This window comes from Bacteroides sp. NGMCC 1.200775, assembly GCF_040798045.1.
GTDB classification, from domain to species: Bacteria; Bacteroidota; Bacteroidia; order Bacteroidales; family Bacteroidaceae; genus Bacteroides; species Bacteroides hominis.
The window spans coordinates 1,014,471-1,039,472 of record NZ_JASCQK010000001.1; the positions used below are offsets into that span (position 1 = coordinate 1,014,471).

Consider the following 25,002-nt stretch of genomic DNA (forward strand, 5'->3'; position numbering starts at 1 on the left):
ACGCTTAAACCTCCGATGATATGCCCTACACCTTAGTTAAATAAGATTAAAGCATTACAGAAAAAAGGATTTACGTCTTACTATTGACCTATCTTTGTGCTATATAACATAACAGAGCCGAGAGGCTCATTCAATTATTGTACATGACATTTGAAAATTTGAATTTGATAGAGCCTATTTTAAAGGCTTTAAGACAAGAGGGTTACACCTCTCCCACCCCGATACAAGAACAGTCAATCCCCATTTTACTTCAAGGAAAAGATCTATTAGGTTGCGCTCAGACGGGCACCGGTAAAACGGCGGCTTTTTCTATCCCTATCTTGCAAAAATTGTATAAAACGGACCATCGCAAAGGGATCAAAGCATTAGTGCTGACACCAACCCGGGAACTTGCGATACAGATTGGTGAAAGTTTTGAAGCATATGGCCGTTACACCGGTCTGAAACATGCCGTTATTTTCGGCGGAGTAGGACAGAAACCACAGACCGACGCTTTACGGGGGGGGATACAGATATTGGTTGCAACTCCGGGCAGATTATTGGATTTGATATCACAAGGATTCGTTTCCTTGAATTCACTTGACTTTTTTGTTTTGGACGAAGCAGACCGAATGCTTGACATGGGATTTATCCACGATATCAAACGTATCCTGAAACTGCTTCCGACGAAAAGACAGACTCTGTTCTTCTCGGCTACCATGCCACCGGAAATAGAGACACTGGCAAACTCGATGTTGACAAAACCGGAAAAAGTGGAGGTAACCCCGGCTTCTTCGACTGTGGATATCATCTCTCAACAAGTTTATTTTGTCGAGAAAAAAGAAAAAAAAGACCTGCTGATTCACTTGCTGAAAGACGCCTCTATCGAGTCGGTACTTATTTTCACACGCACCAAATACGGAGCTGATAAACTGGCACGTATATTGACCAAAGCCGGCATCGGCGCAGAAGCGATTCACGGCAACAAAACCCAGAATGCCCGCCAACGGGCCTTGACCAACTTCAAGAATCACACCCTACGCGCCTTGATAGCAACCGATATCGCCGCACGAGGCATCGACGTAGATCAGCTATCGCACGTGATCAATTATGAGTTACCCAATGTACCGGAAACTTATGTGCATCGCATCGGACGGACAGGACGTGCCGGACATGAAGGTGTAGCCATCTCTTTCTGCGAATCAGAAGAACTTCCCTACCTGAAAGACATTCAAAAACTGATAGGGAAAAACATTCCTGTAGTGAAAGAACATCCGTTTGTCACTGCCGAAGGCGCCAAAGCTCAGGAAGAAAAACAAGAAGAGATTAAGGTCAAAGCAAAAGCCAACAAAGTATACCGTGGAAGTCGGGCGAACGGTGACTTCTGGAGACGGAAAAAACAAAAGCCTAACCAGCCTTCTTCTAATAAGCAAGAAAAAAGGAAATAATCCGTTGGCAATAGGGCAGATGTGATTTTCTTTCACATCAAAATATATAAATCAAGCCAATGGTAAATAGAACCCAAAAGCGCCATATACACAGCCCCATGGTATGAGAAAAATCTTGGAGATTTATAACTCCAAGAAAACACTCCATATAAAAGTATAAAGAAGGTGCGTCATAACTCTTTTCACCACGGAGTGCCACAGAGTATCACAGAGTCTTTTTGTTAATAATCAACAACTTTAAATCGCCTCCGTGTTACTCTGTGTCCTCTGTGGTGAGTTTCGACACACACTCTTTATTAATTAAATATATCTCCCATACGAATATTCCCACAAAGAAGTGAATCTCCCGCTTTAGGGGCTTCAGATTTTAAACAGAGTATTATTTTCTAAAAAAATTAGGGCAAATAGAACAAGTTTTCAATAAAAATGTTAGCTTTGTAATATGATCATTTAAAAACAAAAGATTATGAAAGGACTTAATGTATTAGCAGCTTTTCTGGGTGGTGCAGCCGTAGGCGCAGCCCTGGGTATTTTATTTGCTCCTGAAAAAGGAGAAGATACTCGTCACAAAATCGCAGAGATTCTTCGCAAAAAAGGTATCAAGTTGAATCGTAACGAAATGGAAAATCTCGTTGACGAAATTGCAGCCGAAATCAAAGGTGAAGTAATTGACTAAATGAACAAGACCAAAACAGAGCTATCATGTTTACAGACGATAAAAGCATTGAAAATATCCAGCAACTGTTTGCTGAGTTCAAGAAGTTTCTTGTGCTCCAAAAAGAGTATACCAAACTGGAATTGACGGAAAAATTAACGATACTCCTATCCACGTTAATTATGATTTTAGTGCTTACTATCTTAGGTATGGTAGCCCTGTTTTATCTGCTTTTTGCCTTGGCTTACATTCTTGAGCCATTAGTAGGTGGATTGATGGTAAGTTTCGGCATCATAGCAGGCATCAATATCATATTGATCGCCATCATTTATTTTTTTCGCAGGCAACTTATCATTTCACCAATGGTAAATTTCCTTGCAAACCTGTTTCTCAACGATCCCGATAAAAAATGAAGCAATGAACAACAGCACACCTACTCCCCCAAAAATTACGCTGGAAGACATTGCTCAGCGTAAACAAGAAATATTGCAGGATATCCGCAACCAGAAACAAGCCATGGCGGATACTACCCGCCGGATTTTCGCCCCCCTTGCACCTGCAGCTTCAGGTGGTAGCTCACTGATGCGTTCTTTCAATACCGGTATGGCTATTTTTGACGGCGTCATGCTGGGCATGAAAATGATCCGCAAAGTTCGCGGACTTTTCCGGAAAAGATATTAAAAAAACACCCGGACATACATCATTGTATATCCGGGCGTCTACTATTATCATGTGATATCAAGGAAGTCTTTACACGTACGTTTCCAGTAATTTCACATTGCCGCCTTGTGGAACAATCGTCACATCCTGAGTGGTGGCAGGAAGCAAAATCGTTTCTCCCGCACCAAGTGTCACCTCGTTGCCTTCATTATCGGTCATCAGACAAGAACCTTCTATACAAATGAAGATAACAAATGAATCCAGCTCTGAATAATCACAACTGATCTGCTCACTCATGTCATAAACCGACGTGGTAAAGTAAGGACAAGCCACCAACTCAACCGGTTCATCTTTCAGAGGTTCATATTTGGTACGATAGTCATCAAGCACTTCATAGTTGATTGCATCGAGTGCCTGGCTGGTATGCAACTCACGTGTTTTTCCATTCGCATCTTTACGATTGAAATCATAAATACGATAAGTAATATCCGAGGTCTGCTGGATTTCAGCGATGAATGCCCCCGCACCAATGCTATGGATACGTCCCGCAGGCAAAAAGAAAACATCGCCCGGATGGATTTCGTATTCCTGAAGCACATCTGTGATTGTATTATTGTACACGCGCTCTTTATATTCTTTCGGAGTAATCTGCTCAGAAAATCCCGAACGCAGTTTAGCCCCTTTATCGGCACCTACTACATACCACATCTCAGTTTTACCTTTTGAGTTGTGGCGCTTCTTAGCCAGTTCATCAGTTGGATGCACCTGTATAGACAGATCTTGCTTCGCATCGATAAACTTTATCAGCAAAGGAAACTCATTGCCAAAACGGGCATAGTTTGCTTCGCCTACCAGTTCCTCACGGTATTTTTTCACCATATCGGTCAGCGTAAGGCCTTTATCCGGACCATTAGCTACGACAGACTCGTTATTTTCTACGCCGGAAATTTCCCAGCTTTCCCCCACTCCCTTCAAATCATCTTTCAGATGCTTGAACGGGATAATTTTGTCGCCCCCCCAAAGCGTCTGCTTCAGAATGGGTTCGAATTTTAATGGATACATTTTTGTTTTTCTTGTTATAAACTTAGATTAAAAACTCATGATTTTAACAATCAAGGGACAAACATACGAAAAATATCAAATAATACACAAAATCCTGCCTTTTAATTAAAAGTAACATGAAAATTTTATCTTCACATTACAATTTTGGATGCTTTTTCGGGAAACGCTAAACTTTCCTAAATCGCCGAACAGATTTACAAGGAATAATTTGGGAGAACGAAAGAATTTCCCTTTATTTGCAAGAAATTTTAATAATACCAGACATGATTAACACATTCCCAACTGAAGGAAATCTGTCAGGGCTCAGCCGGAAAGATTTTCAAAAGGATATAAACGATAAGAAAACCGATTTGTTTATCCTCAAAAACAAGAAAGGAATGGAAGTTGCCGTAACAAACTACGGATGCGCCATTCTATCTATCATGGTTCCGGACAAAGACGGAAAATATGCCAACGTCGTACTCAGCTACGGCACACTGGATGCACTGATGCACGGACCGGAACCTTTCCTGAGCACCACTATCGGACGTTATGGCAACCGTATCGCCAAAGGTAAATTTACCTTGTATGGTGAAGAGCACAATCTCACAATCAACAATGGCCCTAATTCACTTCATGGCGGCCCCACAGGATTTCATGCCAGAGTTTGGGATGCCGAACAGATAGAGGAAGGCATGATCCGGTTTAACTATACTTCGGCAGACGGAGAAGAGGGCTTCCCCGGTAATCTGGAAGTGGAAATGATTTATCGCCTTGAAGAAGAAGAGAATGCAATTGTCATCGAATACCGTGCTACTACCGACAAAGCGACTGTCGTAAACCTGACCAACCACGGATTCTTTAATCTGGCAGGTACTGCCAATCCCACCCCAACAGTAGAAAACAACATCGTCACAATCAACGCAGATTTCTATACTCCGATAGATGAGGTATCCATTCCAACAGGAGAAATAGCCAAAGTAGAAGGCACTCCAATGGACTTCCGTACCCCGCACACCGTCGGTGAACGAATTAATGATAAATTCCAGCAATTGATACATGGTGCAGGTTATGACCATTGCTATGTACTAAACAAGATAGAAGCGGGTTCTCTGGACCTGGCAGCTACCTGCAAAGAGCCCAACAGCGGACGTACTATGGAAGTATACACCACAGAAGCAGGCGTACAACTATACACAGGTAACTGGCTGGGAGGTTTCGAAGGGACAAACGGAGCAACCTTCCCAGCACGAAGCGCAATCTGTTTCGAAGCGCAATGCTTCCCCGATACACCGAACAAAGCACATTTCCCGTCAGCTACGTTACTGCCGGGTGATGAATACCAGCAGGTAACTATCTATAAATTCGGAGTTGAAAAATAAATAAGGAAATAACTAACCTCATTTTTATAACTAACAACTTTTTAAAAACCATGACACAACAAAAAAAGAATTATGTGTTGCCTATTGCAATGATGTTTGCGCTTTTCGCAATGATTTCATTTGTAACAGGACTTACTAATCCGCTCGGACTTATTGTAAAAGAGCAATTCCAGGCTGCCAACTGGATGACGCAGCTGGGTAATGCAGCCAACTTCATAGCTTATGCCTTTATGGGACTGCCGGCAGGTATGATGCTCAAAAGAATCGGTTACAAAAAGACTGCCCTTACTGCCGTAGCCGTAGGATTTATCGGAGTAGGCATTCAAGTGCTATCGGGACAGATGGACTATCAGCCGGGAGAACTGACTGTATTCTGGGTTTATCTGACCGGTGCTTTTGTTTCAGGTTTCTCAATGTGTATGTTGAATGCGGTAGTAAACCCGCTGTTGAATACACTTGCAGGTGGTGGTAAAAAGGGTAATCAATTGATCCAGTTCGGTGGTTCTCTGAATTCTATTTCTGCTACGATCGTTCCGGTATTGGGTGGTTATCTGATCGGTACCATCAGCCAGGATACACGTATCAGTGATGCTAACCCTGCATTGTTCATCGCTATGGGTATCTTCGCTGTCGTATTCATCGTATTGGCCATCATGGACATTCCCGAGCCTCACAAAGAAAGTGCAAGCGATCATAAAGTAAAAGACACTCACAGCCCGCTTTCATTCCGCCACTTCGTTCTCGGAACAGTTGCTATTTTCGTATATGTAGGTGTGGAAGTAGGTATTCCTAACTTTATTAACCTGTTCCTGACCACTTCACCGGATGCGGCAGGTGCCAAAGGATTCGGTATGGATACAGCTATGGCAGGTTCAATCGTAGGCACCTATTGGTTCCTAATGATGATCGGCCGTCTGTGTGGAGGTGCTTTGGGAGCTAAGTTCTCAAGTAAAACTCAGTTGACAGTAGTTTCTTCACTGGCTCTGATCTTCTTGCTGATCGGTATGTTTGCCCCCAGTGCAACAACAGTAGCTATGCCTGTATTTAAAGGAGGTGCCAGCATCGGCTTCGGTATGGAAACAGTACCTGTAGGAATCATGTTCTTCGCACTTTGCGGACTCTGTACTTCTATCATGTGGGGTGGTATCTTCAATCTGGCAGTAGAAGGATTGGGTAAATACACAGCAATGGCTTCCGGTATCTTCATGGTAATGGTTTGCGGTGGTGGTATTCTCCCGCTGATCCAGGGCGCTGTAGCCGATGTAACCAGCAGTTATATTGCAAGTTACTGGGTAATCTTCGCAGCTGTAGCATACATGCTGTATTATGCACTTGTAGGTTGCAAGAATGTAAATAAGGATATTCCTGTTGAATAAAAACATAAATAATAACTTTTAATACCAAAACGATCATGGATATAGAACACGTAAGAAGTCGCTTCATCAAACATTTTGATGGAACTACAGGATTTGTATATGCCTCTCCGGGCCGTATCAATCTCATTGGCGAACATACCGACTACAATGGCGGATTTGTTTTCCCGGGAGCTATCGATAAAGGAATGATTGCCGAAATCAAGCCAAATGGCACAGACAAAGTAAATGCTTATTCTATCGACCTGAAAGATTATGTTACTTTCGGATTGAACGAAGAAGATGCTCCGCGCGCCAGTTGGGCAAGATATATATTCGGCGTATGCCGTGAAATGATCAAACGTGGTGTTGATGTAAAAGGATTCAATACAGCTTTTTCCGGAGATGTGCCTCTGGGTGCGGGTATGTCCTCTTCAGCAGCTTTGGAAAGTACTTATGCTTTCGCACTGAATGATCTGTTCGGTGAGAATAAAATAGACAAGTTTGAATTAGCCAAAATAGGACAGGCTACAGAACACAACTATTGTGGTGTAAACTGTGGTATTATGGACCAGTTTGCTTCTGTATTCGGAAAAGAAGGCAGCCTGATCCGCTTGGACTGCCGTTCTCTGGAGTACCAGTACTTCCCGTTCAAACCGGAAGGTTATCGTCTGGTATTGCTTGATTCGGTTGTAAAACATGAACTGGCTTCATCAGCATACAACAAACGCCGTCAGAGCTGTGAAGCTGCCGTAGCTGCTATCCAGAAAAAACATCCTCATGTAGAATTCCTGCGTGACTGTACAATGGATATGCTGGCAGAAGCAAAAGCTGATATCAGCGCAGAAGATTATATGCGTGCCGAATATGTAATCGAAGAAATCCAACGCGTACTCGATGTATGTGATGCTCTGGAAAAAGGAGATTACGAAACCGTAGGCAAGAAAATGTATGAAACTCACCATGGCATGAGCAAACTTTACGAGGTAAGCTGCGAAGAGCTTGACTTCTTGAACGACTGCGCTAAAGAATGTGGCGTAACCGGCTCACGTGTAATGGGTGGCGGTTTCGGTGGTTGCACCATTAACCTGGTAAAAGACGAATTGTATGACAACTTCATCGAAAAAGCCAAAGAATCATTTAAAGCTAAATTCGGCAGAAGCCCGAAAGTGTATGATGTAGTTATCAGTGACGGTTCAAGAAAACTGGCATAAAGATTTAAAAACTAATATTCAGAAGGCAAGGCACATCCTAAACAGATGTGCCTTTCTTTTTGTTATGTAAAAAAGCTATCTTTTTATGGTAGATAAATCCCACTAAAAGGTTATCTTTGCGAAAAATCTGAAAAAACTAAATTAATCAATAGATATGAACGATAGTAAACTTATGAATCGTGCGGCTGATAATATCCGCATATTAGCTGCGTCGATGGTAGAAAAAGCCAATTCGGGACACCCGGGAGGCGCCATGGGCGGTGCTGATTTTGTGAACGTACTCTTCTCTGAGTTTTTGGTATACGATCCGCAAAACCCACGTTGGGAAGGTCGCGACCGCTTTTTCCTCGACCCGGGACACATGTCACCGATGCTTTATTCCGTATTGGCTTTCACCGGAAAATATACATTGGACGAATTAAAGCAATTCCGTCAGTGGGGCAGCCCTACTCCGGGACACCCTGAAGTGAATGTAGACCGTGGCGTTGAAAACACTTCCGGCCCGCTGGGACAAGGACATACTTATGCAGTAGGTGCAGCCATTGCAGCAAAATTCCTGAAAGCCCGCTTCGGCGAAATAATGAACCAGACTATCTACGCATACATATCTGACGGAGGTATCCAGGAAGAAATTTCCCAAGGTGCAGGCCGTATAGCCGGTACACTCGGACTGGACAACCTGATTATGTTCTACGATTCAAACGACGTACAGCTTTCTACCAACACAGAAGATGTGACAACCGAAAACGTAGCCATGAAATATGAAGCATGGGACTGGAAAGTAATCACAATCAACGGCAATGACCCGGACGAAATACGTAAAGCTTTGATTGAAGCCAAAGCTGAGAAGAGCCGTCCGACCCTGATCATCGGTAAAACCACCATGGGTAAAGGAGCACGCCGGGCAGATGGAACCAGTTATGAAGCCGATTGTGCAACACACGGTGCACCGTTAGGCGGTGACGCATATGTAAATACAATCAAGAATCTGGGTGGAAATCCGGAAGCTCCATTCACTATATTCCCCGAAGTGGCCGAACTGTACGCAAAACGCGCGGAAGAGCTGAAAAAAATTGTTGCCGGAAAATATGCAGCCAAAGCAGAATGGGCAAAGGCGAATCCCGAACTGGCCGCTAAATTGACAGAGTTCTTCTCAGGAAAAGCCCCGAAAGTAAATTGGGATGCCATAGAACAGAAAGCAGGCGGAGCAACCCGTGCCGGATCTGCAACCGTATTAGGTGCATTGGCCACTCAGGTAGAAAATATGATCGTGTCTTCGGCTGACTTGTCTAATTCAGACAAAACAGACGGTTTCCTGAAAAAGACCCATGCATTCAAAAAAGGCGACTTCAGCGGTGCCTTCCTGCAAGCAGGAGTTTCTGAGTTGAGTATGGCTTGCATCTGCATCGGTATGTCTCTGCACGGAGGTATTATTGCTGCATGCGGTACATTTTTTGTCTTCTCGGACTATATGAAACCGGCTCTTCGCATGGCTGCCCTGATGGAGCAACCGGTGAAGTTTATCTGGACTCACGATGCATTCCGTGTCGGAGAAGACGGACCTACTCACGAACCGGTAGAGCAAGAAGCACAAGTACGTCTGCTTGAAAAGCTGAAAAACCATAAAGGACACAACTCGATGTTGGTACTCCGTCCGGCAGATGTAGAAGAAACAACAATTGCGTGGAAGCTCGCCATGGAAAATATGTCGACTCCTACAGCACTGATCCTTTCACGCCAGAACATCGTTAACCTGCCCGTAGGAACCGATTATTCACAGGCTGCTAAAGGTGCTTACATCATTGCAGATGCCGATGAAAATCCAGATGTAATCCTGGTAGCTTCGGGATCGGAAGTTTCCACACTGGTTGCCGGTGCCGAACTTCTGCGCAAAGAAGGTGTAAAAGTCCGCATCGTTTCTGCTCCGTCCGAAGGATTGTTCCGCAATCAAAGTAAAGAATATCAGGAATCGATACTCCCTGCAGGTGCCAAAGTATTTGGTCTGACAGCCGGACTACCGGTGAATCTTGAAGGTCTGGTAGGTTCCAACGGTAAAGTATTCGGTCTTGAGTCCTTCGGTTTCTCCGCACCATACAAAGTACTGGATGAAAAGCTTGGATTCACAGCAGAAAACGTATACAATCAGGTAAAATCAATGCTCTGATCAATCATTCAATGTGCTAATGTGCCAGTTCTTCCGGACTGGGGCATTAGCACATTCACTATATTAGCACATTAAAGAAAAATGAAGAAAATTGGAATTTGTTGCGACCATGCCGGTTTTGAATTAAAAGAATATGTAAGAGGTTGGCTGGAAGCAAAAGGCTGGGAATACAAAGACTTTGGAACATACTCGACAGACAGCTGTGACTATCCCGACTTTGCCCACCCGCTGGCTCTGGCTGTAGAAGCCGGTGAATGCTATCCGGGAATTGCCATTTGTGGCAGTGGAAACGGTATCAGTATGACACTTAACAAACATCAAGGTATACGTGCGGCACTTTGCTGGTCAGCAGAAATTGCACACATGGCACGCCTGCACAACGATGCAAACGTACTGGTCATGCCCGGCCGTTATATCAGTACCGAAGAAGCGGACATGATTATGACGGAGTTCTTCTCCACTGAATTTGAGGGCGGACGCCATCAAAAACGTATTGATAAGATCCCGGTAAAGTAAAACCATACGGTCTCATATCAGTAGAACGCCAATTCTTATAATAATACGAGGCTGTGTCGAAACTCTTTTCACCACGGAGTAAGACAGAGTAGCACAGAGTCTTTTTTTTGCTAATAATCAACAACTTAAAATCATCTCTGTGTTACTCTGTGTCCTCGGTGGTGAGTTTCGACACACCCTCTTCTATTTACAGGCAATCCGGCATACTTCTCTATCAGTGCTTCTCCTTACGTTCAGACTCACCTTCTTCAGTATAATATTTCCACGTACCTTTAGGTTGATTATTTGCATACTTCCCACGGAATTTCAGTTTACCATTTTCGTAATATTCACGGTAACGACCATGACGTTTTCCTTCTTTAATCTCCGCTTCGCTTTTCAAAGCACCTTCCGGATAAAACTCCCGTAATACATTTCCCAGAAAAAGAAGTTCATTGATTACCAAGTGATTAAGAATACCTTAAATTAAGCACATTAAGATATAAAAAACATAATTCTTCAAAAGTCTGATATAATCAAAGAATTGTAAACAGTAGAAGCTACAAATACCTACAAACACATCAAAAGAGTATCAGGTTGACAAAGAGGTATACTATACTCAGATCTCTATTTTTTTCAGTTTTCCTATTTTTCACAATAGAGATGAACAGGTTAAAAGATAAAAAGCTATCTTTGTGACTCAATAATCCGGAAAATCAAAAGATATGGATCAACTGAAAACCATCAAAGAGCTTATCAACCAAGGAGATATAGAAAAGGCGCTTCAGGCACTTGACGAATTTCTCCGGACTGAACCAGTCGGAAAAGATGAAGCTTACTATCTGATGGGAAATGCTTACCGCAAATTGGGAGACTGGCAAAAAGCTCTCAACAATTATCAATCCGCCATCGAACTCAATCCCGACAGCCCGGCTCTCCAGGCACGCAAGATGGTGATGGATATTTTAAATTTCTACAATAAAGATATGTATAATCAATAAACGTAATAAAGACAGATTATGGCAAAAATCAAAGGAGCAATCGTAGTCGACACGGAGCGTTGCAAGGGGTGCAACCTGTGTGTGGTAGCTTGTCCGCTCAACGTAATATCCCTCGCCAAAGAGGTGAATGTAAAAGGGTATAATTATGCCCAGCAGATTCTTGAAGATACCTGTAACGGATGCAGTTCATGCGCAACTGTATGCCCGGACGGATGTATCTCTGTTTATAAAGTTAAAGTAGAATAAAAGAAAAGAATATGGCAGAAGAAGTTGTATTAATGAAAGGAAACGAAGCCATCGCCCATGCGGCCATCCGCTGTGGTGCCGACGGATACTTCGGATATCCTATTACTCCGCAATCGGAGGTGTTGGAAACTCTTGCCGAACTGAGACCCTGGGAAACTACCGGTATGGTAGTTCTTCAGGCAGAAAGTGAAGTGGCAGCTATCAATATGGTTTATGGCGGTGCGGGCAGCGGCAAAATGGTGATGACTTCATCATCAAGCCCCGGTGTCAGCCTGAAACAGGAAGGTATCTCTTATCTGGCAGGTGCCGAACTTCCATGTCTGATCGTGAATGTGATGCGCGGTGGTCCCGGATTGGGTACCATCCAGCCCAGTCAGGCAGACTATTTCCAGACAGTGAAAGGAGGAGGGCATGGCGACTATAAACTTATCGCACTGGCTCCGGCATCTGTTCAGGAAATGGCAGATTTTGTCGGACTCGCTTTCGAGCTTGCGTTTAAATATCGCAATCCGGCAATCATCCTTGCAGATGGTGTCATCGGACAGATGATGGAAAAAGTCGTTCTTCCTCCCGCCAAAGCTCGTCGTACGGAAGCAGAAGTCATAGCACAATGTCCTTGGGCTTCTACCGGAAAGACGAAAGACCGCAAGCCCAACATCATTACTTCACTGGAGTTGCGTCCGGAAGAGATGGAAAAGAACAACCTGCGCTTCCAGGCGAAGTACAGAGTAATTGAAGAAAACGAAGTACGTTTCGAAGAAATAGACTGCGAAGATGCAGAATATCTGATCGTAGCTTTTGGCTCAATGGCACGTATCGGTCAGAAAGCCATGGAGCTGGCACGTGAAGAAGGCATTAAAGTCGGTATGCTTCGTCCCATCACTTTATGGCCGTTCCCGACAAAAGCAATTGCCGAGTATGCCAATAAGGTAAAAGGTATGCTGGTAACCGAGCTGAACGCCGGACAGATGGTAGAAGACGTCCGCTTAGCGGTAAACGGAAAAGTGAAAGTAGAACATTTCGGCCGCCTGGGAGGCATTGTTCCCGACCCGGACGAAATAGTAACTGCATTGAAAGAACAATTAATCAAATAACTACAGTACGATGAATCCCGATAAAATAAGAAACGTATTGAACATACTGTTTATGATATTGGCCCTGGCGGCTATTGTCACCTACTTCGTAGCGAAGGATGACTTTAAGGTGTTTATCTACGTATGCGGCGCGGCAATCTTTGTCAAGCTGATGGAGTTTTTTATACGGTTCACCAACAGATAAGTTTCTGAGTTTTTGTGTTTTCAAATCCGTGAGACTTAAAACCTCCGAACTTAAAACCATAAGTTCAGTGACTTAAAGATTAAAAAAAGAAGTTATGACGAAAGAAGAAATAATCAAGCCCGAGAATCTGGTTTATAAAAAACCGACTCTGATGAATGACAATGGCATGCACTATTGCCCGGGTTGCAGCCACGGCGTAGTACATAAACTGATTGCCGAAGTAATTGAGGAGATGGGATTGGAAGACAAAGCAGTCGGTATCTCACCTGTAGGTTGCGCTGTATTCATATATAATTACCTTGACATCGACTGGCAAGAGGCTGCCCATGGACGTGCACCCGCGCTTGCTACAGCCATCAAGCGCCTCTGGCCTGACCGCCTGGTATTTACTTACCAGGGAGACGGCGACCTTGCCTGCATCGGTACGGCAGAAACCATCCATGCACTGAATCGTGGTGAAAATATTACGATTGTCTTCATCAACAACGCCATCTACGGTATGACCGGAGGACAAATGGCTCCTACAACCCTGATGGGAATGAAGACGGCTACCTGCCCTTACGGACGTGATCCGGAACTCCACGGCTATCCGCTGAAGATTACTGAAATCGCTGCTCAACTGGAAGGTACAGCTTACGTAACCCGCCAATCGGTACAAACAGTTCCCGCCATCCGAAAAGCTAAAAAAGCGATTCGTAAAGCATTCGAGAACTCAATGAACGGAAAAGGTTCCAACCTGGTAGAAATCGTTTCAACCTGTAGTTCCGGATGGAAAATGACTCCGGAGAAAGCCAACAAATGGATGGAAGAACACATGTTCCCGTTCTATCCTTTGGGCGACCTGAAAGATAAATAATAATTTAATATTATTAAGATGAAAGAAGAAATAATTATAGCAGGATTCGGTGGACAGGGTGTACTGTCTATGGGAAAGATTTTAGCTTACTCCGGACTGATGGAAGGCAAAGAAGTGACCTGGATGCCGGCTTATGGTCCTGAACAACGTGGCGGTACAGCCAACGTTACAGTCATTGTAAGCGACGACAAAATATCCTCACCGATTTTGAGTAAATATGACACAGCCATCATTCTGAATCAGCCTTCACTTGAAAAGTTCGAAAGCCGTGTAAAGCCAGGTGGTATCCTGATTTATGACGGATACGGAATCATTAACCCTCCTACCCGCAAAGACATCAAAGTATACCGCATCGATGCAATGGATGCGGCCAACGAGATGAACAATGCCAAAGCATTCAACATGATTGTACTGGGAGGATTACTGAAGCTTCGCCCCATCGTTACATTAGAGAATGTAGTGAAAGGTCTGAAAAAAACATTACCCGAACGTCACCATCACTTGATTCCGATGAATGAAGAAGCCATCAAAAAAGGTATGGAACTGATCAGAGAGGTTTAAGCCGACTGAGAATTGAGAATCGAAATTTAAAAATTATTAGCTATGCTACAGCCTGGGAAACCGGATAATTTTTAAAATTCAATTCTCAATTCTCATTTTAATAAGTATCTTTGCGGCTAATTATGAGACGAATCCTACTTACATATATACTCCTTGTCGTAGGTTTACTGACCGCACAGGCACAGTTCAATCCTACACAACAAGTCGATCCCCGTACCGGTAGAGATGCCAACGGTAACCAAATAGACCCGGCCATGCGGGTGCATGAGGACAGTACAGACGTTGAAATACAAGGACTTCCCCCAAAACTCTATATGTGGCATGTCAGCGAAAACCTGGGAACAATCCAGAAAATACCCGCTGATACGGCAACCCACATGTTTCAAAACACCAATTTAGTGGAAGGCCTGAGAGGGCATTATAATTATCTGGGTAACTTAGGTTCTCCCCGCCTGTCACGTCTCTTTTTCGAACGCCGTGACGCAGAACCGACCATTTTTATGGAGCCATTCTCCAGTTTTTTTGTCCGTCCTGACGAATTCAACTTTACTAACAGTAACGTGCCTTTCACCAATCTTAGCTATTATAAAGCCGGTAATAAAGTGAACGGAGAGGAGCGATTTAAGTCCTATTTCTCAGTAAATGTAAACAAACAACTGGCATTTGGTTTCAACTTCGATTATCTGTACGGACGAGGTTATTACAACAATCAAAACACTTCTTTCTTTAATGCCGCACTCTTCGGAAGTTATATAGGCGACCGCTACGAAGCGACATTGCTTTATAGCAACAACTATCTAAAGATGAATGAAAACGGCGGTATCACCGATGACCGTTACATCACCCGCCCGGAAGAAATGGCAGAGGGAAAAAAGGAATATGAATCACAGAACATTCCCACCCTGTTAAGCAAAAGTGCCAATCGTAACAAGGACTTTTACATATTCCTCACCCAACGTTACAAACTGGGATTCACTCGTGAAGTGGCCAAAGCCAAAGACGATACCACCAGTACGGAAAAGACGGAATTTGTTCCGGTTACCAGCTTCATCCATACAATGAAAGTGGAACGTGCCCGCCACCAGTTCACTTCCGAGGACGAATTGTACAAAATCTACCCGGAAGCGTATATCCAGCCGGGCAATAAGCTGGTGAATGACTCTACCAGCTATATCGGAGTAAAAAATACATTGGGAATCGCTCTGCTTGAAGGTTTTAATAAATATGCCAAAGTCGGATTGACTGCCTTTATCTCACATAAGCTAAGCAATTACCGGCTAATGGACAGAGACTCCGTGAGTGTAGATAAATACAGTGAACACGAAGTTTTTGTCGGGGGTGAATTGGCCAAACGTCAGGGAAAAACGCTCCATTACCGTGCCATGGGCGAAGTAGGTATTCTGGATAAAGCGATTGGGCAGTTCCGTGTCAATGCCGATCTCGACCTGAACTTCCGCTTATGGAAAGATACGGTCAGCTTTATTGCCCGCGGATCAATTAGTAATACCCTTCCGGCATTTTATATGCGTCATTATCATTCTAAATACTTCTACTGGGATAATGACAATATGGACAAAGAGTTCCGCACACGCCTGGAAGGCGAGCTGAACATCGAGCATTGGCAGACCCACCTGAAAGCCGGAGTAGAAAATATTAAAAACTATACGTACTTCAATCAAAAGGCACTCCCTCAGCAGAATGACGGTAATATTCAGGTGCTTTCCGCCACTCTGTCGCAGAATTTCCGATTGGGTATTTTCCATCTGGACAATGAAGTGACCTGGCAAAAGTCGAGCAACACTACCGTATTGCCCTTACCGGAGCTTTCACTTTACCATAATTTCTACATCCAGACAACCTTGGCGAAAAAAGTGCTTCATGTGCAGTTGGGAGCCGATGTACGCTATTTTACCAAGTATTATGCCCCGGCATATACCCCGGCCATCCAGCAGTTTCATCTGCAACCGGAAGACGATCAGGTAAAGATTGGCGGTTACCCCATCATCAATGTATATGCCAACCTGCAACTGAAACGCACGCGTCTTTTCGCAATGATGTATCACGTCAATCAGGGAATGGGTAACTCGAATTACTTCCTGTCGCCCCACTATCCCATCAATCCGCGCCTGTTTAAGATCGGTGTTTCCTGGAACTTCTACGATTAATCGCTACCATGAATCTATTGAAGCCTAAATATCTGAAATATGTAGTATTAGGACTGATATCAGCCCTCGTTGTCACATTCTGGCCTTGTAAAGAGAAGCCGCAAGGACATCCGCGCAACTACGCAGAGATCGAAGAAAGCGGCATCCTCCATGCTGCCACGGAATATAACTCCATCAGTTTTTATGTGGATGGAGATACCGTTTCGGGATTTCATTATGAATTGATAGAGGCATTTGCACGTGACAAGGGCTTGCAAGTACAGGTCTCTCCGGTGATGAGTTTCAACCAACGGCTGGAAGGATTGGCCAATGGCACCTATGACGTAGTAGCTTATGGTATACCGACAACAAGTGAACTGAAAGACTCTCTGCTCCTCACCTCACCCATTATCTTGAGCAAACAAGTCCTGGTGCAACGCAAAGCCGAAGAGAACGACTCGCTTGCTATCAGAAGCCAACTCGACCTGGCCGGCAAAACACTGAACGTAGTAAAAGGTTCTCCATCCATTCTTAGAATACGCAACCTCAGCAATGAAATAGGTGATACAATCTATGTAAACGAAGTAGAAAAATATGGTTCCGAACAACTGATTGCGATGGTTGCGCATGGGGATATCGATTTTGCCGTATGTGACGAGAGCATCGCCCGGATAGCCGTAGATTCATTGCCTCAACTCGATATTAATACTGCTATCAGTTTCACCCAATTTTACTCGTGGGGAGTCAGCAAGCAGTCCCCTGCTCTGCTCGATAGCCTGAATACATGGCTGTCCGACTTCCGAAAGAAAGGTGAATATCAGGCCATCTATCGTAAATACTACGGAAAGCAGTAACAACTCCCTCCCCTTCTTTCCAATTCATTTAAAGACTACGATTACCAGTTGCGCAACTGGTAGCATACGGAGTTGTGCAACCGGAGAATGTTAACTAAGAAACGGGCACAGAGAGTCTCTATTATGATAACTGTAAATCATTCGTCGCTTTCAGCAGAATTGAGTATATTTGCGGATGGATAAATAAAAAAATATGAGCGATAAGATTATAAAATGGGGATTCATTGGTTGCGGAGAGGTGACCAAATACAAAAGTGGACCTGCTTTTCAGAAAGTAGAAGGCTCCAAAGTAGTGGCAGTCATGAGCCGTGACGGTAAAAAAGCCAAAGCCTATGCTAAAGAGCGGAACATACCGAAGTGGTATGACGACGCACAAGAGTTAATAGACGACCCGGATGTAAATGCCGTATACATAGCTACTCCGCCCTCTTCACACGCCACTTATGCCATCATGTCCATGAAAGCCGGAAAACCGGTTTATATCGAAAAGCCAATGGCGCAAACTTACGAAGAATGCGCCCGTATCAACCGTATTTCTCAAGAGACAGGAGTACCCTGCTTTGTAGCTTACTACCGGCGCTATCTGCCTTATTTCATGAAAGTCAAGGAACTGGTAGACAAAGGAACTATCGGAAATGTGATTAACGTGCAGATACGTTTCGCCCAACCCCCACGCGACTTGGATTACAACAGAGAGAACCTGCCTTGGCGTGTACAGGCAGACATTGCCGGAGGAGGATATTTTTATGACCTTGCCCCCCACCAGATCGATCTTCTACAGGAAATGTTCGGTTGTATTCTTGAAGCCAGCGGATATAAGAGTAACCGTGGGGGACTTTATCCAGCAGAAGATACATTGAGTGCTTGTTTCCAGTTCGACAACGGCTTGGTAGGAAGCGGTTCATGGTGCTTCGTTGCCCATGATTCGGCTCGCGAAGACCGCATTGAGATTATCGGTGATAATGGCATGATCTGTTTCTCCGTATTCACCTATGACCCGATTGCCCTTCACACCGAAAGAGGACGTGAAGAAATAGTTGTAGAAAACCCCGAACACGTGCAGCAGCCTTTGATTCAAGCCGTGGTAGACCATCTTCTTGGAAAATCGACTTGTTCCTGTGACGGCGAAAGTGCCACAACTACCAATTGGGTCATGGATAAAATACTTGGAAAGATCTAAACGATAAACGTTTTGAACGATGAATGAATCATCCACGCTGAACGATCAACGGTGAACAATGACTGATGAACAATAGAGATTGTTTTTTCCTTATGCTTTCGGCCTATTAAAGCACCATTCATCATTGATCGTTCAGCGCTGATAATTAGTTCATCGTTTTTTTTTATCTTTTCCATGTCACGTTTTCCTTCCTCTTCCGTCTTGCTTATGTAAATGGAACTAAAACAATTCAAAATAGCCGTTCTTCCACTCCGCAACAAATTACTTAATTATGCGCGGAAGTTGACCGATGACCATTCGGATGCTGAAGATGCCGTGCAAGAAGTAATGCTGAAACTATGGAACCTCCGCCTGAAACTGGACGAGTACCACAGCATTGAAGCACTTGCCATGACAATGACGCACCATACCTGTATGGACATCTGGCGGGGAAAACATATGGACAACCTATCGCTCGACAGCGTACAAGCTGCCAGTCCGTCTGCCACCCCCGAACGCTTACTGGAAGAGAAAGACGAATTCCGCCTGATGCGCGAAATAATCGGCACGCTACCACCTCTGCAACAAACCATCCTGAGGATGAAAGATGTTGAAGAGTATGAAAACGAGGAAATCGCCGAGATAACAGGATGCGGTGCCGAAGCCATCCGCAGCAACCTAAGCAGGGCACGGAAAAAAGTGAGAGACATTTACCAACAAACCATACAACAAAGAAAAAGGAGAAACGAAGCATGAATATAGAAGAATTATTGAACAAGTATTTTGAAGGGGAAACCAACTGTGAGGAAGAACGTGAGCTCCGCCGTTTTTTCACTCAGGGCATCGTACCGGAACATCTGCAGATGTATGGCCCGATGTTTGCTTTCTTCAGCGAAGAGAACCGGCAAAGCAAGATTGCCGGCTCCGGAGTTCCGAAAACTTCCGTTCCTCTGCGCCGCCGTCTGCTATACATATTCAGCGGAATAGCTGCCGGAATGTTGATTGTGCTGGGTATCGCCGGCCTCAACCAACATTTCAGCACCTCTACCGGAAATTATGTAATCATCGACGGAAAATGCTATACCGACACCCGACTGGTGCGCGAACAGGCCATGGTAGCATTCCGTGATGTCAGTATCAGCGAAGAGGAAGTGTTTGCCACGCTATTCTCCGAATAAAAAAAGAAAACAATAAAAGAAACGATGTATGAATAAAGTCATTCGCACCACATGGATTGTCCTGCTGCTCACCGTTGCCTCGGGCATGGTAAGAGCACAACAGGGACTGCAAATAGCTTCCGTATTCCAGAAATACGGCAAACAGAAAGGAGTGACTATGGTAGAGTTATCCAATGAGATGCTGGAAACCTATCAGATGACTCTCTATAAAAGCCTTGTTTTTAAAGACGTCGAAGAAGCTTTGCCCGATATTCTCAACTGCCTGGAAGCCGACAAGAGAAAGGCCAGGAAAGTAAAGGAAGTAGTAGCAGGCGGACAAATACAGTCCGGCTATTATCAGTTACCCCAACTAAAAGAAGATGTCAACCGGTTCATCCTCTTCAAAACCGGCAAGAAAGGCTCGGCTACCTTGATTTACATCGAAGGCGAGTTGGATGCAGATGATTTGGTAACCATGTTATTTATGAAGAAAAACTAAACATTATAAGAGTATGAAACACATTTATTTATTACTGTTTATGCTGATCCCGATGGCGGGAATGGCTCAAGAAAGCGTTTCGCAAGACACGACTCTTTACGTAAACGGACGCAAAATCCTGATTAAAGAAAAAGAGGGGAAAATAAAGGTAAAACTTTACGAACAGTCTTCGCGCGGTGATACGATAGAGAACGATCAGATATTCGAAGGAATCTATACGGACGGACAAACAACCGAACGCCGCACAGCATTCACCATGCCTTTTGTTAAGAGAAAGAACTATTATCGGTTTGAACCGCATATTGCCGGGATCTATATGGGATACACACGGCTCTCCGACGGTATCAATTTCAACACTCCGAACGGATTGGACGTCAATGCAAATAAGTCTTGGGAAATTGGTTTTAACCTGTTTCAAGGTTCCCTGACGCTCTCACGTGATCGCCAATGGGGCATAACGACAGGCTTAGGCTGGGGATATCGCTCCTTCCGTCTGGGTGGCAACTACGCTTTCAGACAAACCGATGGAATCACAAACATTGTTCCGGGGATTCCAGATGAAGAAGTTTACAGCAAAAGCCGGTTACGCTATTTCTATTTCCGCATTCCGGTAACATTGGAATGGCAAAAAAGATTTAGCCACAGTAACGGACACGGTCCTCTATTCTTCTCAGCCGGACTTGAGGCAGAAATCCGCCACGGGGTTAAGTCAAAGGCGAAAGTAAACGGACATAAAGAAAATTTAGGCAATAACCTGAATGTTCATCCGATAGGCATCAACCTTTTAGCACAGGCAGGTTATGGCGATATCGGAGTTTATTTGCGCTATTCTACCTACAGCCTCTTCGAACACAAGAAAGGACCCGAACTTTATCCTTATTCTTTCGGCCTCTGCTGGTATTGGTAACAATAGCCCCCAGCGGTCAGCCGCCGCATCCCGGCAGATGAAAGTAACCTGTCAATCCGTAAAGAATAGGCCGATTTCTTAACTTGAAGGAACAATCTATCGTTCTTATTGTTTATATTTGCAAAAAACAGATAACAATATCAACGATAGATTTTTTTATATCACATGACCAAAGAAGAACTAATGCGGAAAGCGATTGAGCTTTCCAAAGAAAATGTAGCAAACGGAGGAGGCCCTTTCGGAGCCGTTATCACAAAAAATGGAGAAATAGTAGCCACAGGTGTTAACCGTGTAACAGCTTCGTGCGATCCCACCGCTCACGCAGAAGTAAGCGCTATCCGTGCTGCCGCCTCAAAACTGGGAACTTTTAACCTGAGCGGTTACGAGATTTACACCTCTTGCGAACCATGTCCCATGTGCCTGGGTGCTATCTATTGGGCACGATTAGACAAGATGTACTATGGCAATAACAAGACAGATGCCAAAAACATCGGATTCGACGACTCGTTTATTTACGATGAATTGGAACTGAAACCTGAGGACAGGAAGTTGCCATCCGAGATATTACTTCACGACGAAGCAATCAAAGCTTTTGAGGAGTGGATGAAGAAAGAAGATAAGATAGAGTACTGATAAAACAAGAATCCCCGAAGAACACTGCATCGTTCTTCGGGGATTTCTATACACACAAAAGTTATAATTTAATTGCTTGGGAATCTGTTTAGAAACGCAGACCTAAAGTTAACAATACCTGGCTACGGGTATTTGTTACTTTGGTTGTTTCCGGTGTCAGTACCGTAGTTGCGTTGTTCTCCTCATACTTATTTACGAACGGATAGAAATCTTCTTTATATGCAGAGAATTTGTAAGCCAAATCTGCATAGAACATAGATCCACGATATCCAATACCCAAAGTATAATTGCTCAAAGCTTTCGTATTTGCCCAATCAGTATCTGTCTGGATAGAATAAAAAGGCATATCTTTGAAAGCATCTCCATGGAAAATTGCCGAAGAGTAATTATAACCGGCACGCAAAGCAAACTGGGGAATCACTTTATATTCAAGGCCAAGACGGAGGGTATTTACACCTTTCATCATAGGTCTCGTGCTATTTTCAAACGTAAACTCTGAACTTGAACCGGTCGGTCCTCGGAACTTCATCGTTGAATAATCCTGATATTCATATTCAGCACCTAATGCCAGACTGGTACCCACGGTGTATCCTAAACTTACATTGTAAGTCCACGGAGTCTGAAGCCGGAATTCACGTACCATATCTCCATTTCCGGGTAACTTGTCCCTTGTATCTATAGACCACTGATCTATCTTCCCTGTCTCAACATTCAGCACATCCGATTCCAAATAAGCACTGGTCTTATAATCCAAATTATAGAATGTAGGAGTATGGATAGCAAGACCGATACGGAACGGAGAATCTTCGAACGGACGAAGAATTGTACCTAATTTTACATCAAAGCCCGAACCTCTTACTTTATTCCAACTTCTTAAGTTGTAATTCTGTGGTGCATGTGCTCCTGTATATGCTTCGGAATAATAAGTGTACTTACTATAATCAACAGCATATGCTCCAATAGTCAATCCCAGATAAAACCGATCATTAAAATTGAAAGCAATATTAAAATCATACTGATCGATTCCTCCACGTTCCTGTGAGCTAAAGTTGGCAACACCATCATCATACATACCATAATAATTGCCCGGTGTTGTATACAGTGGTTTACCATTGACGTCATATCTTTGATTCCCATCTTTATCCACATACGGAGGATTAGGCTTGCCGGCTGCATTCATTTTATCAGTTGTAATATCACTAATCAACCAACCGTCATATCCCAATATGGAAAGCCATCCTATCTCCGGATCATCGTAAGGATGATCTCCCCATTTTGATATACCGCTTGCCTGTTCGGCCATCTGATAGGTCTGCGAACTGTTACCAAGTCCTCCTGTCATCTTCATATTCTTATAAAAAGACTTAGCCTTGTGATAGTTAAATCCAAAATTCACATAACGCAATGAAGTTGCATTACCTATTTTTGTAGCAAACACAAAACCCAGGTTATCAAAAGAGCCTTGGATTTTATCCGAGCTTAATTTATTCCCCAAATACTTACTTTCGGTCCCATACGAAGAAAAGCCAAAAGAAGTCATAAAATCATTGCTACGATAAATACCGATACCCGCAGGGTTAGTTCCAATTGTAGAGATATCACCTCCCAAAGCCCCCATAGCACCGCCCATTCCTACAAAACGGGCTGTTCCATTCAGATCTTTTCCTGTTATCTTGGCAGCATCGTACACAGTTTGTGCACCTATTGGGGCTGCTGCTACCAGCAGCCCTAAAGTTGCTAAAGTTATTATTTTTTTCATCGTCAAATGCCTTTTAAAGTTAATATCTCCATTATTATCTTCTACCTCTTGAAGAGCCGCCACCTCCACCGGAAGAACGGGAAGAACCACCGCCGCCACCAGTAGAATAACTACGTGAACCGCTACCGGATGGTGAAGAATAACTGCGCGTAGACGAGCTACTGCGAGAAGGAGTACTGTTGTACGAACGACGAGTGGTACCTTCATTAGAATAACTGCGTGAAGGAGTTGCCGAACTGCCACGGGTATAAGTAGAACTACTTCTAGTACTTGCCCTTCTGCCTCCCTCAGAGTAAGAAGGAGAACCGGTAGTAGCACCACCGCGAGTACCCTCGTAAGAAGAACTACTGCGTGTACTACTTGGACGCGTATAAGTGCTTCGGCGTGAAGAAGAAGCATCTGTACGGGTAGTAGATCCCGGACGTTCTCCCACTACACGTGTACCAATCACACGTCTGGCAGAATTTTGTCCTCTGCTATAAGAGGAGGTTCCGGACGAACGAACAACAGAACCACTATTGGAACGAACCGCACCTGAACCATACCGACGAACAGTTGAAGGACTTCCATAGCTACTTCTTACAGCAGACGAACCACGGCGGGTATAAGTATCGTATCTTCCTGCCCAACTGCCTCCACCACCCCATCCGGGATGATAATGATGGTGATGTCCCCAGTAGCCGCCGCCATACCAGCCGCCCCAGTAACCACCCCAGTAGCCACCCCAATAACCAGGATAATAGCCTCCCCAGGCGTAATAAGGTGAAGACCATCCCCATCCCCAGCCCCATCCGGGACCATAAGAGTTATAACGCCAATCCCACCACAAGCGGTTGGTAAACGTTGGGAACGCATAAGCATAGAAACCGTCTGTATAAACATTCCAATCCCAAGAATTAGCTCCATAAACAATGTCCCAGTAAAGCGGGCTGCTAATGCTCACCGCAAAACGGGGATTACGGAAACGAATGATGCGTTCAGCGTACTCGTAGTCATCCTGTGAGCCATTGAACCCGTTCACCCATTCACCATCCGGATCGGAGACAGCTTTTTCTTTTACATATAATGTATCGTCCTCCATTGCGAACTCATTATCTTTAGCATCGTAACGGCGGTTATACTCATCCACATCACGCATATCGCGTTTGTTTCCTTTACGGTCCTGAACCACTACCGTAGTACCCGGAGCCGTATAAATATTCGTGGTGACTGTCCTTTTTTCCGGTACCTTCTTTACAGGAGTCTTTTCTGCTTCCTGCTTTTTCTCCTTAGAAGGCACGAAATAAAGGTCGTCATTATTGCTTTGTGCCATCACAGCCAGTGGAAGGCACAGGGCAAACAGCGATAATAAAACAATCTTTTTCATATTTCCGTGGTTTATTGGTTACTTTATCTTTTTATTCACGTTACAAAGATAAGCAAGGTATTCACGCTACCGGATAGATTTTCCCCAAACAATAATAGGGATTTCCCTATTTTGCCGTTCTTTAACTTAACAAATCTCAACCCGATAAAAACAATGTTTACTTTGTTTCTATCTCTTTAAATCGTACTTTTG

Annotated in this window: 26 protein-coding genes and 1 pseudogene; 23 read left to right on the forward strand and 4 right to left on the reverse strand. The window is 44.0% G+C overall.

Features of this window, described 5'->3' with window-relative positions:
* The first annotated feature begins 143 nt into the window (after nucleotides 1-143).
* From QK890_RS04405 to QK890_RS04420, 4 genes are all read left to right on the forward strand, one after another.
* A complete protein-coding gene (locus tag QK890_RS04405; RefSeq protein ID WP_005776446.1) occupies nucleotides 144-1,427 on the forward strand; it encodes a DEAD/DEAH box helicase in 1,284 nt (427 codons plus the stop codon).
* Between the two features lie 466 nt (nucleotides 1,428-1,893).
* Nucleotides 1,894-2,103 (forward strand): YtxH domain-containing protein, encoded by a 210-nt coding sequence (locus QK890_RS04410; protein ID WP_005776445.1) that lies wholly within the window; start codon nucleotides 1,894-1,896, stop codon nucleotides 2,101-2,103.
* A gap of 26 nt (nucleotides 2,104-2,129) precedes the next feature.
* Nucleotides 2,130-2,495, forward strand: coding sequence for a phage holin family protein (locus QK890_RS04415; RefSeq protein ID WP_005776444.1), 366 nt, complete (start codon nucleotides 2,130-2,132; stop codon nucleotides 2,493-2,495).
* Nucleotides 2,496-2,499: 4 nt separating this feature from the next.
* Nucleotides 2,500-2,763, forward strand: coding sequence for a hypothetical protein (locus tag QK890_RS04420; RefSeq protein ID WP_032544015.1), 264 nt, complete (start codon nucleotides 2,500-2,502; stop codon nucleotides 2,761-2,763).
* Between the two features lie 69 nt (nucleotides 2,764-2,832).
* Here QK890_RS04420 and QK890_RS04425 read toward each other — a convergent pair whose 3' ends face one another.
* Nucleotides 2,833-3,804: a type I phosphomannose isomerase catalytic subunit gene (locus tag QK890_RS04425; RefSeq protein ID WP_005776441.1), complete on the reverse strand. Its 972-nt coding sequence runs from the start codon at nucleotides 3,802-3,804 to the stop codon at nucleotides 2,833-2,835.
* Between the two features lie 263 nt (nucleotides 3,805-4,067).
* Here QK890_RS04425 and QK890_RS04430 point away from each other — a divergent pair, with 263 nt between their 5' ends.
* The 5 genes from QK890_RS04430 to rpiB all read left to right on the forward strand — a co-directional run bounded on the left by QK890_RS04430 (nucleotide 4,068) and on the right by rpiB (nucleotide 10,411).
* Nucleotides 4,068-5,165, forward strand: a complete 1,098-nt coding sequence (locus tag QK890_RS04430) for an aldose epimerase family protein (RefSeq protein WP_005776439.1) — start codon at nucleotides 4,068-4,070, stop codon at nucleotides 5,163-5,165.
* Nucleotides 5,166-5,215: 50 nt separating this feature from the next.
* A complete protein-coding gene (locus QK890_RS04435; RefSeq protein WP_005809061.1) occupies nucleotides 5,216-6,541 on the forward strand; it encodes an MFS transporter in 1,326 nt (441 codons plus the stop codon).
* A 35-nt stretch (nucleotides 6,542-6,576) separates the two neighbouring features.
* Nucleotides 6,577-7,731: a galactokinase gene (galK, locus tag QK890_RS04440; protein ID WP_005776437.1), complete on the forward strand. Its 1,155-nt coding sequence runs from the start codon at nucleotides 6,577-6,579 to the stop codon at nucleotides 7,729-7,731.
* 154 nt (nucleotides 7,732-7,885) lie between these two features.
* The gene (locus QK890_RS04445) at nucleotides 7,886-9,895 is read left to right on the forward strand and encodes a transketolase (protein ID WP_005819299.1); all 2,010 of its coding nucleotides are present in this window, start codon (nucleotides 7,886-7,888) and stop codon (nucleotides 9,893-9,895) included.
* An 81-nt stretch (nucleotides 9,896-9,976) separates the two neighbouring features.
* Entirely contained in the window at nucleotides 9,977-10,411 is a 435-nt protein-coding gene (gene rpiB, locus QK890_RS04450; RefSeq protein ID WP_005776435.1) for a ribose 5-phosphate isomerase B, read from the forward strand.
* A 214-nt stretch (nucleotides 10,412-10,625) separates the two neighbouring features.
* On the opposite strand, the pseudogene QK890_RS04455 reads toward rpiB, so the two are convergent.
* Nucleotides 10,626-10,829 (reverse strand): annotated as a pseudogene (locus QK890_RS04455) (hypothetical protein); the annotation flags it as partial.
* A 286-nt stretch (nucleotides 10,830-11,115) separates the two neighbouring features.
* Between QK890_RS04455 and QK890_RS04460 the strand changes: the two are divergent.
* From QK890_RS04460 to QK890_RS04525, 14 genes are all read left to right on the forward strand, one after another.
* The gene (locus QK890_RS04460; protein ID WP_005776433.1) at nucleotides 11,116-11,391 is read left to right on the forward strand and encodes a tetratricopeptide repeat protein; all 276 of its coding nucleotides are present in this window, start codon (nucleotides 11,116-11,118) and stop codon (nucleotides 11,389-11,391) included.
* A gap of 18 nt (nucleotides 11,392-11,409) precedes the next feature.
* The gene (locus QK890_RS04465) at nucleotides 11,410-11,637 is read left to right on the forward strand and encodes a ferredoxin family protein (protein ID WP_005776432.1); all 228 of its coding nucleotides are present in this window, start codon (nucleotides 11,410-11,412) and stop codon (nucleotides 11,635-11,637) included.
* An 11-nt stretch (nucleotides 11,638-11,648) separates the two neighbouring features.
* Nucleotides 11,649-12,731, forward strand: a complete 1,083-nt coding sequence (locus QK890_RS04470) for a 3-methyl-2-oxobutanoate dehydrogenase subunit VorB (RefSeq protein WP_005776431.1) — start codon at nucleotides 11,649-11,651, stop codon at nucleotides 12,729-12,731.
* A gap of 10 nt (nucleotides 12,732-12,741) precedes the next feature.
* Nucleotides 12,742-12,915 (forward strand): hypothetical protein, encoded by a 174-nt coding sequence (locus QK890_RS04475; protein ID WP_080720342.1) that lies wholly within the window; start codon nucleotides 12,742-12,744, stop codon nucleotides 12,913-12,915.
* Between the two features lie 94 nt (nucleotides 12,916-13,009).
* Nucleotides 13,010-13,771 carry a thiamine pyrophosphate-dependent enzyme gene (locus QK890_RS04480; RefSeq protein WP_005776427.1) on the forward strand — a complete coding sequence of 254 codons (762 nt, stop codon included), beginning with the start codon at nucleotides 13,010-13,012 and terminating at the stop codon, nucleotides 13,769-13,771.
* 18 nt (nucleotides 13,772-13,789) lie between these two features.
* Entirely contained in the window at nucleotides 13,790-14,332 is a 543-nt protein-coding gene (locus QK890_RS04485; RefSeq protein WP_005776426.1) for a 2-oxoacid:acceptor oxidoreductase family protein, read from the forward strand.
* Nucleotides 14,333-14,454: 122 nt separating this feature from the next.
* A complete protein-coding gene (locus QK890_RS04490) occupies nucleotides 14,455-16,497 on the forward strand; it encodes a putative porin (protein ID WP_032544017.1) in 2,043 nt (680 codons plus the stop codon).
* 8 nt (nucleotides 16,498-16,505) lie between these two features.
* On the forward strand, nucleotides 16,506-17,330 hold the full coding sequence (locus QK890_RS04495; RefSeq protein ID WP_122296645.1) for a transporter substrate-binding domain-containing protein: 825 nt from the start codon (nucleotides 16,506-16,508) through the stop codon (nucleotides 17,328-17,330).
* Nucleotides 17,331-17,523: 193 nt separating this feature from the next.
* The gene (locus tag QK890_RS04500) at nucleotides 17,524-18,510 is read left to right on the forward strand and encodes a Gfo/Idh/MocA family protein (protein ID WP_367627216.1); all 987 of its coding nucleotides are present in this window, start codon (nucleotides 17,524-17,526) and stop codon (nucleotides 18,508-18,510) included.
* A gap of 213 nt (nucleotides 18,511-18,723) precedes the next feature.
* Complete coding sequence (locus QK890_RS04505) at nucleotides 18,724-19,245, forward strand: RNA polymerase sigma factor (RefSeq protein WP_032539793.1); 522 nt, start codon at nucleotides 18,724-18,726, stop codon at nucleotides 19,243-19,245.
* Nucleotides 19,242-19,667, forward strand: coding sequence for a hypothetical protein (locus QK890_RS04510; RefSeq protein ID WP_032531879.1), 426 nt, complete (start codon nucleotides 19,242-19,244; stop codon nucleotides 19,665-19,667). The genes QK890_RS04505 and QK890_RS04510 overlap by 4 nt, the downstream gene beginning before the upstream one ends.
* Before the next feature lie 28 nt (nucleotides 19,668-19,695).
* Nucleotides 19,696-20,145 carry a DUF6108 family protein gene (locus tag QK890_RS04515; RefSeq protein ID WP_005809082.1) on the forward strand — a complete coding sequence of 150 codons (450 nt, stop codon included), beginning with the start codon at nucleotides 19,696-19,698 and terminating at the stop codon, nucleotides 20,143-20,145.
* 13 nt (nucleotides 20,146-20,158) lie between these two features.
* Nucleotides 20,159-21,052: a hypothetical protein gene (locus QK890_RS04520; RefSeq protein WP_005809084.1), complete on the forward strand. Its 894-nt coding sequence runs from the start codon at nucleotides 20,159-20,161 to the stop codon at nucleotides 21,050-21,052.
* A gap of 165 nt (nucleotides 21,053-21,217) precedes the next feature.
* Entirely contained in the window at nucleotides 21,218-21,685 is a 468-nt protein-coding gene (locus QK890_RS04525) for a nucleoside deaminase (protein WP_005809086.1), read from the forward strand.
* A gap of 88 nt (nucleotides 21,686-21,773) precedes the next feature.
* Here QK890_RS04525 and QK890_RS04530 read toward each other — a convergent pair whose 3' ends face one another.
* Together QK890_RS04530 and QK890_RS04535 are read right to left on the reverse strand one after the other, a co-directional pair.
* Nucleotides 21,774-23,444 carry an OmpP1/FadL family transporter gene (locus QK890_RS04530; RefSeq protein WP_005809088.1) on the reverse strand — a complete coding sequence of 557 codons (1,671 nt, stop codon included), beginning with the start codon at nucleotides 23,442-23,444 and terminating at the stop codon, nucleotides 21,774-21,776.
* Between the two features lie 34 nt (nucleotides 23,445-23,478).
* The gene (locus QK890_RS04535) at nucleotides 23,479-24,810 is read right to left on the reverse strand and encodes a hypothetical protein (RefSeq protein ID WP_032539794.1); all 1,332 of its coding nucleotides are present in this window, start codon (nucleotides 24,808-24,810) and stop codon (nucleotides 23,479-23,481) included.
* Nucleotides 24,811-25,002: the final 192 nt, after the last annotated feature.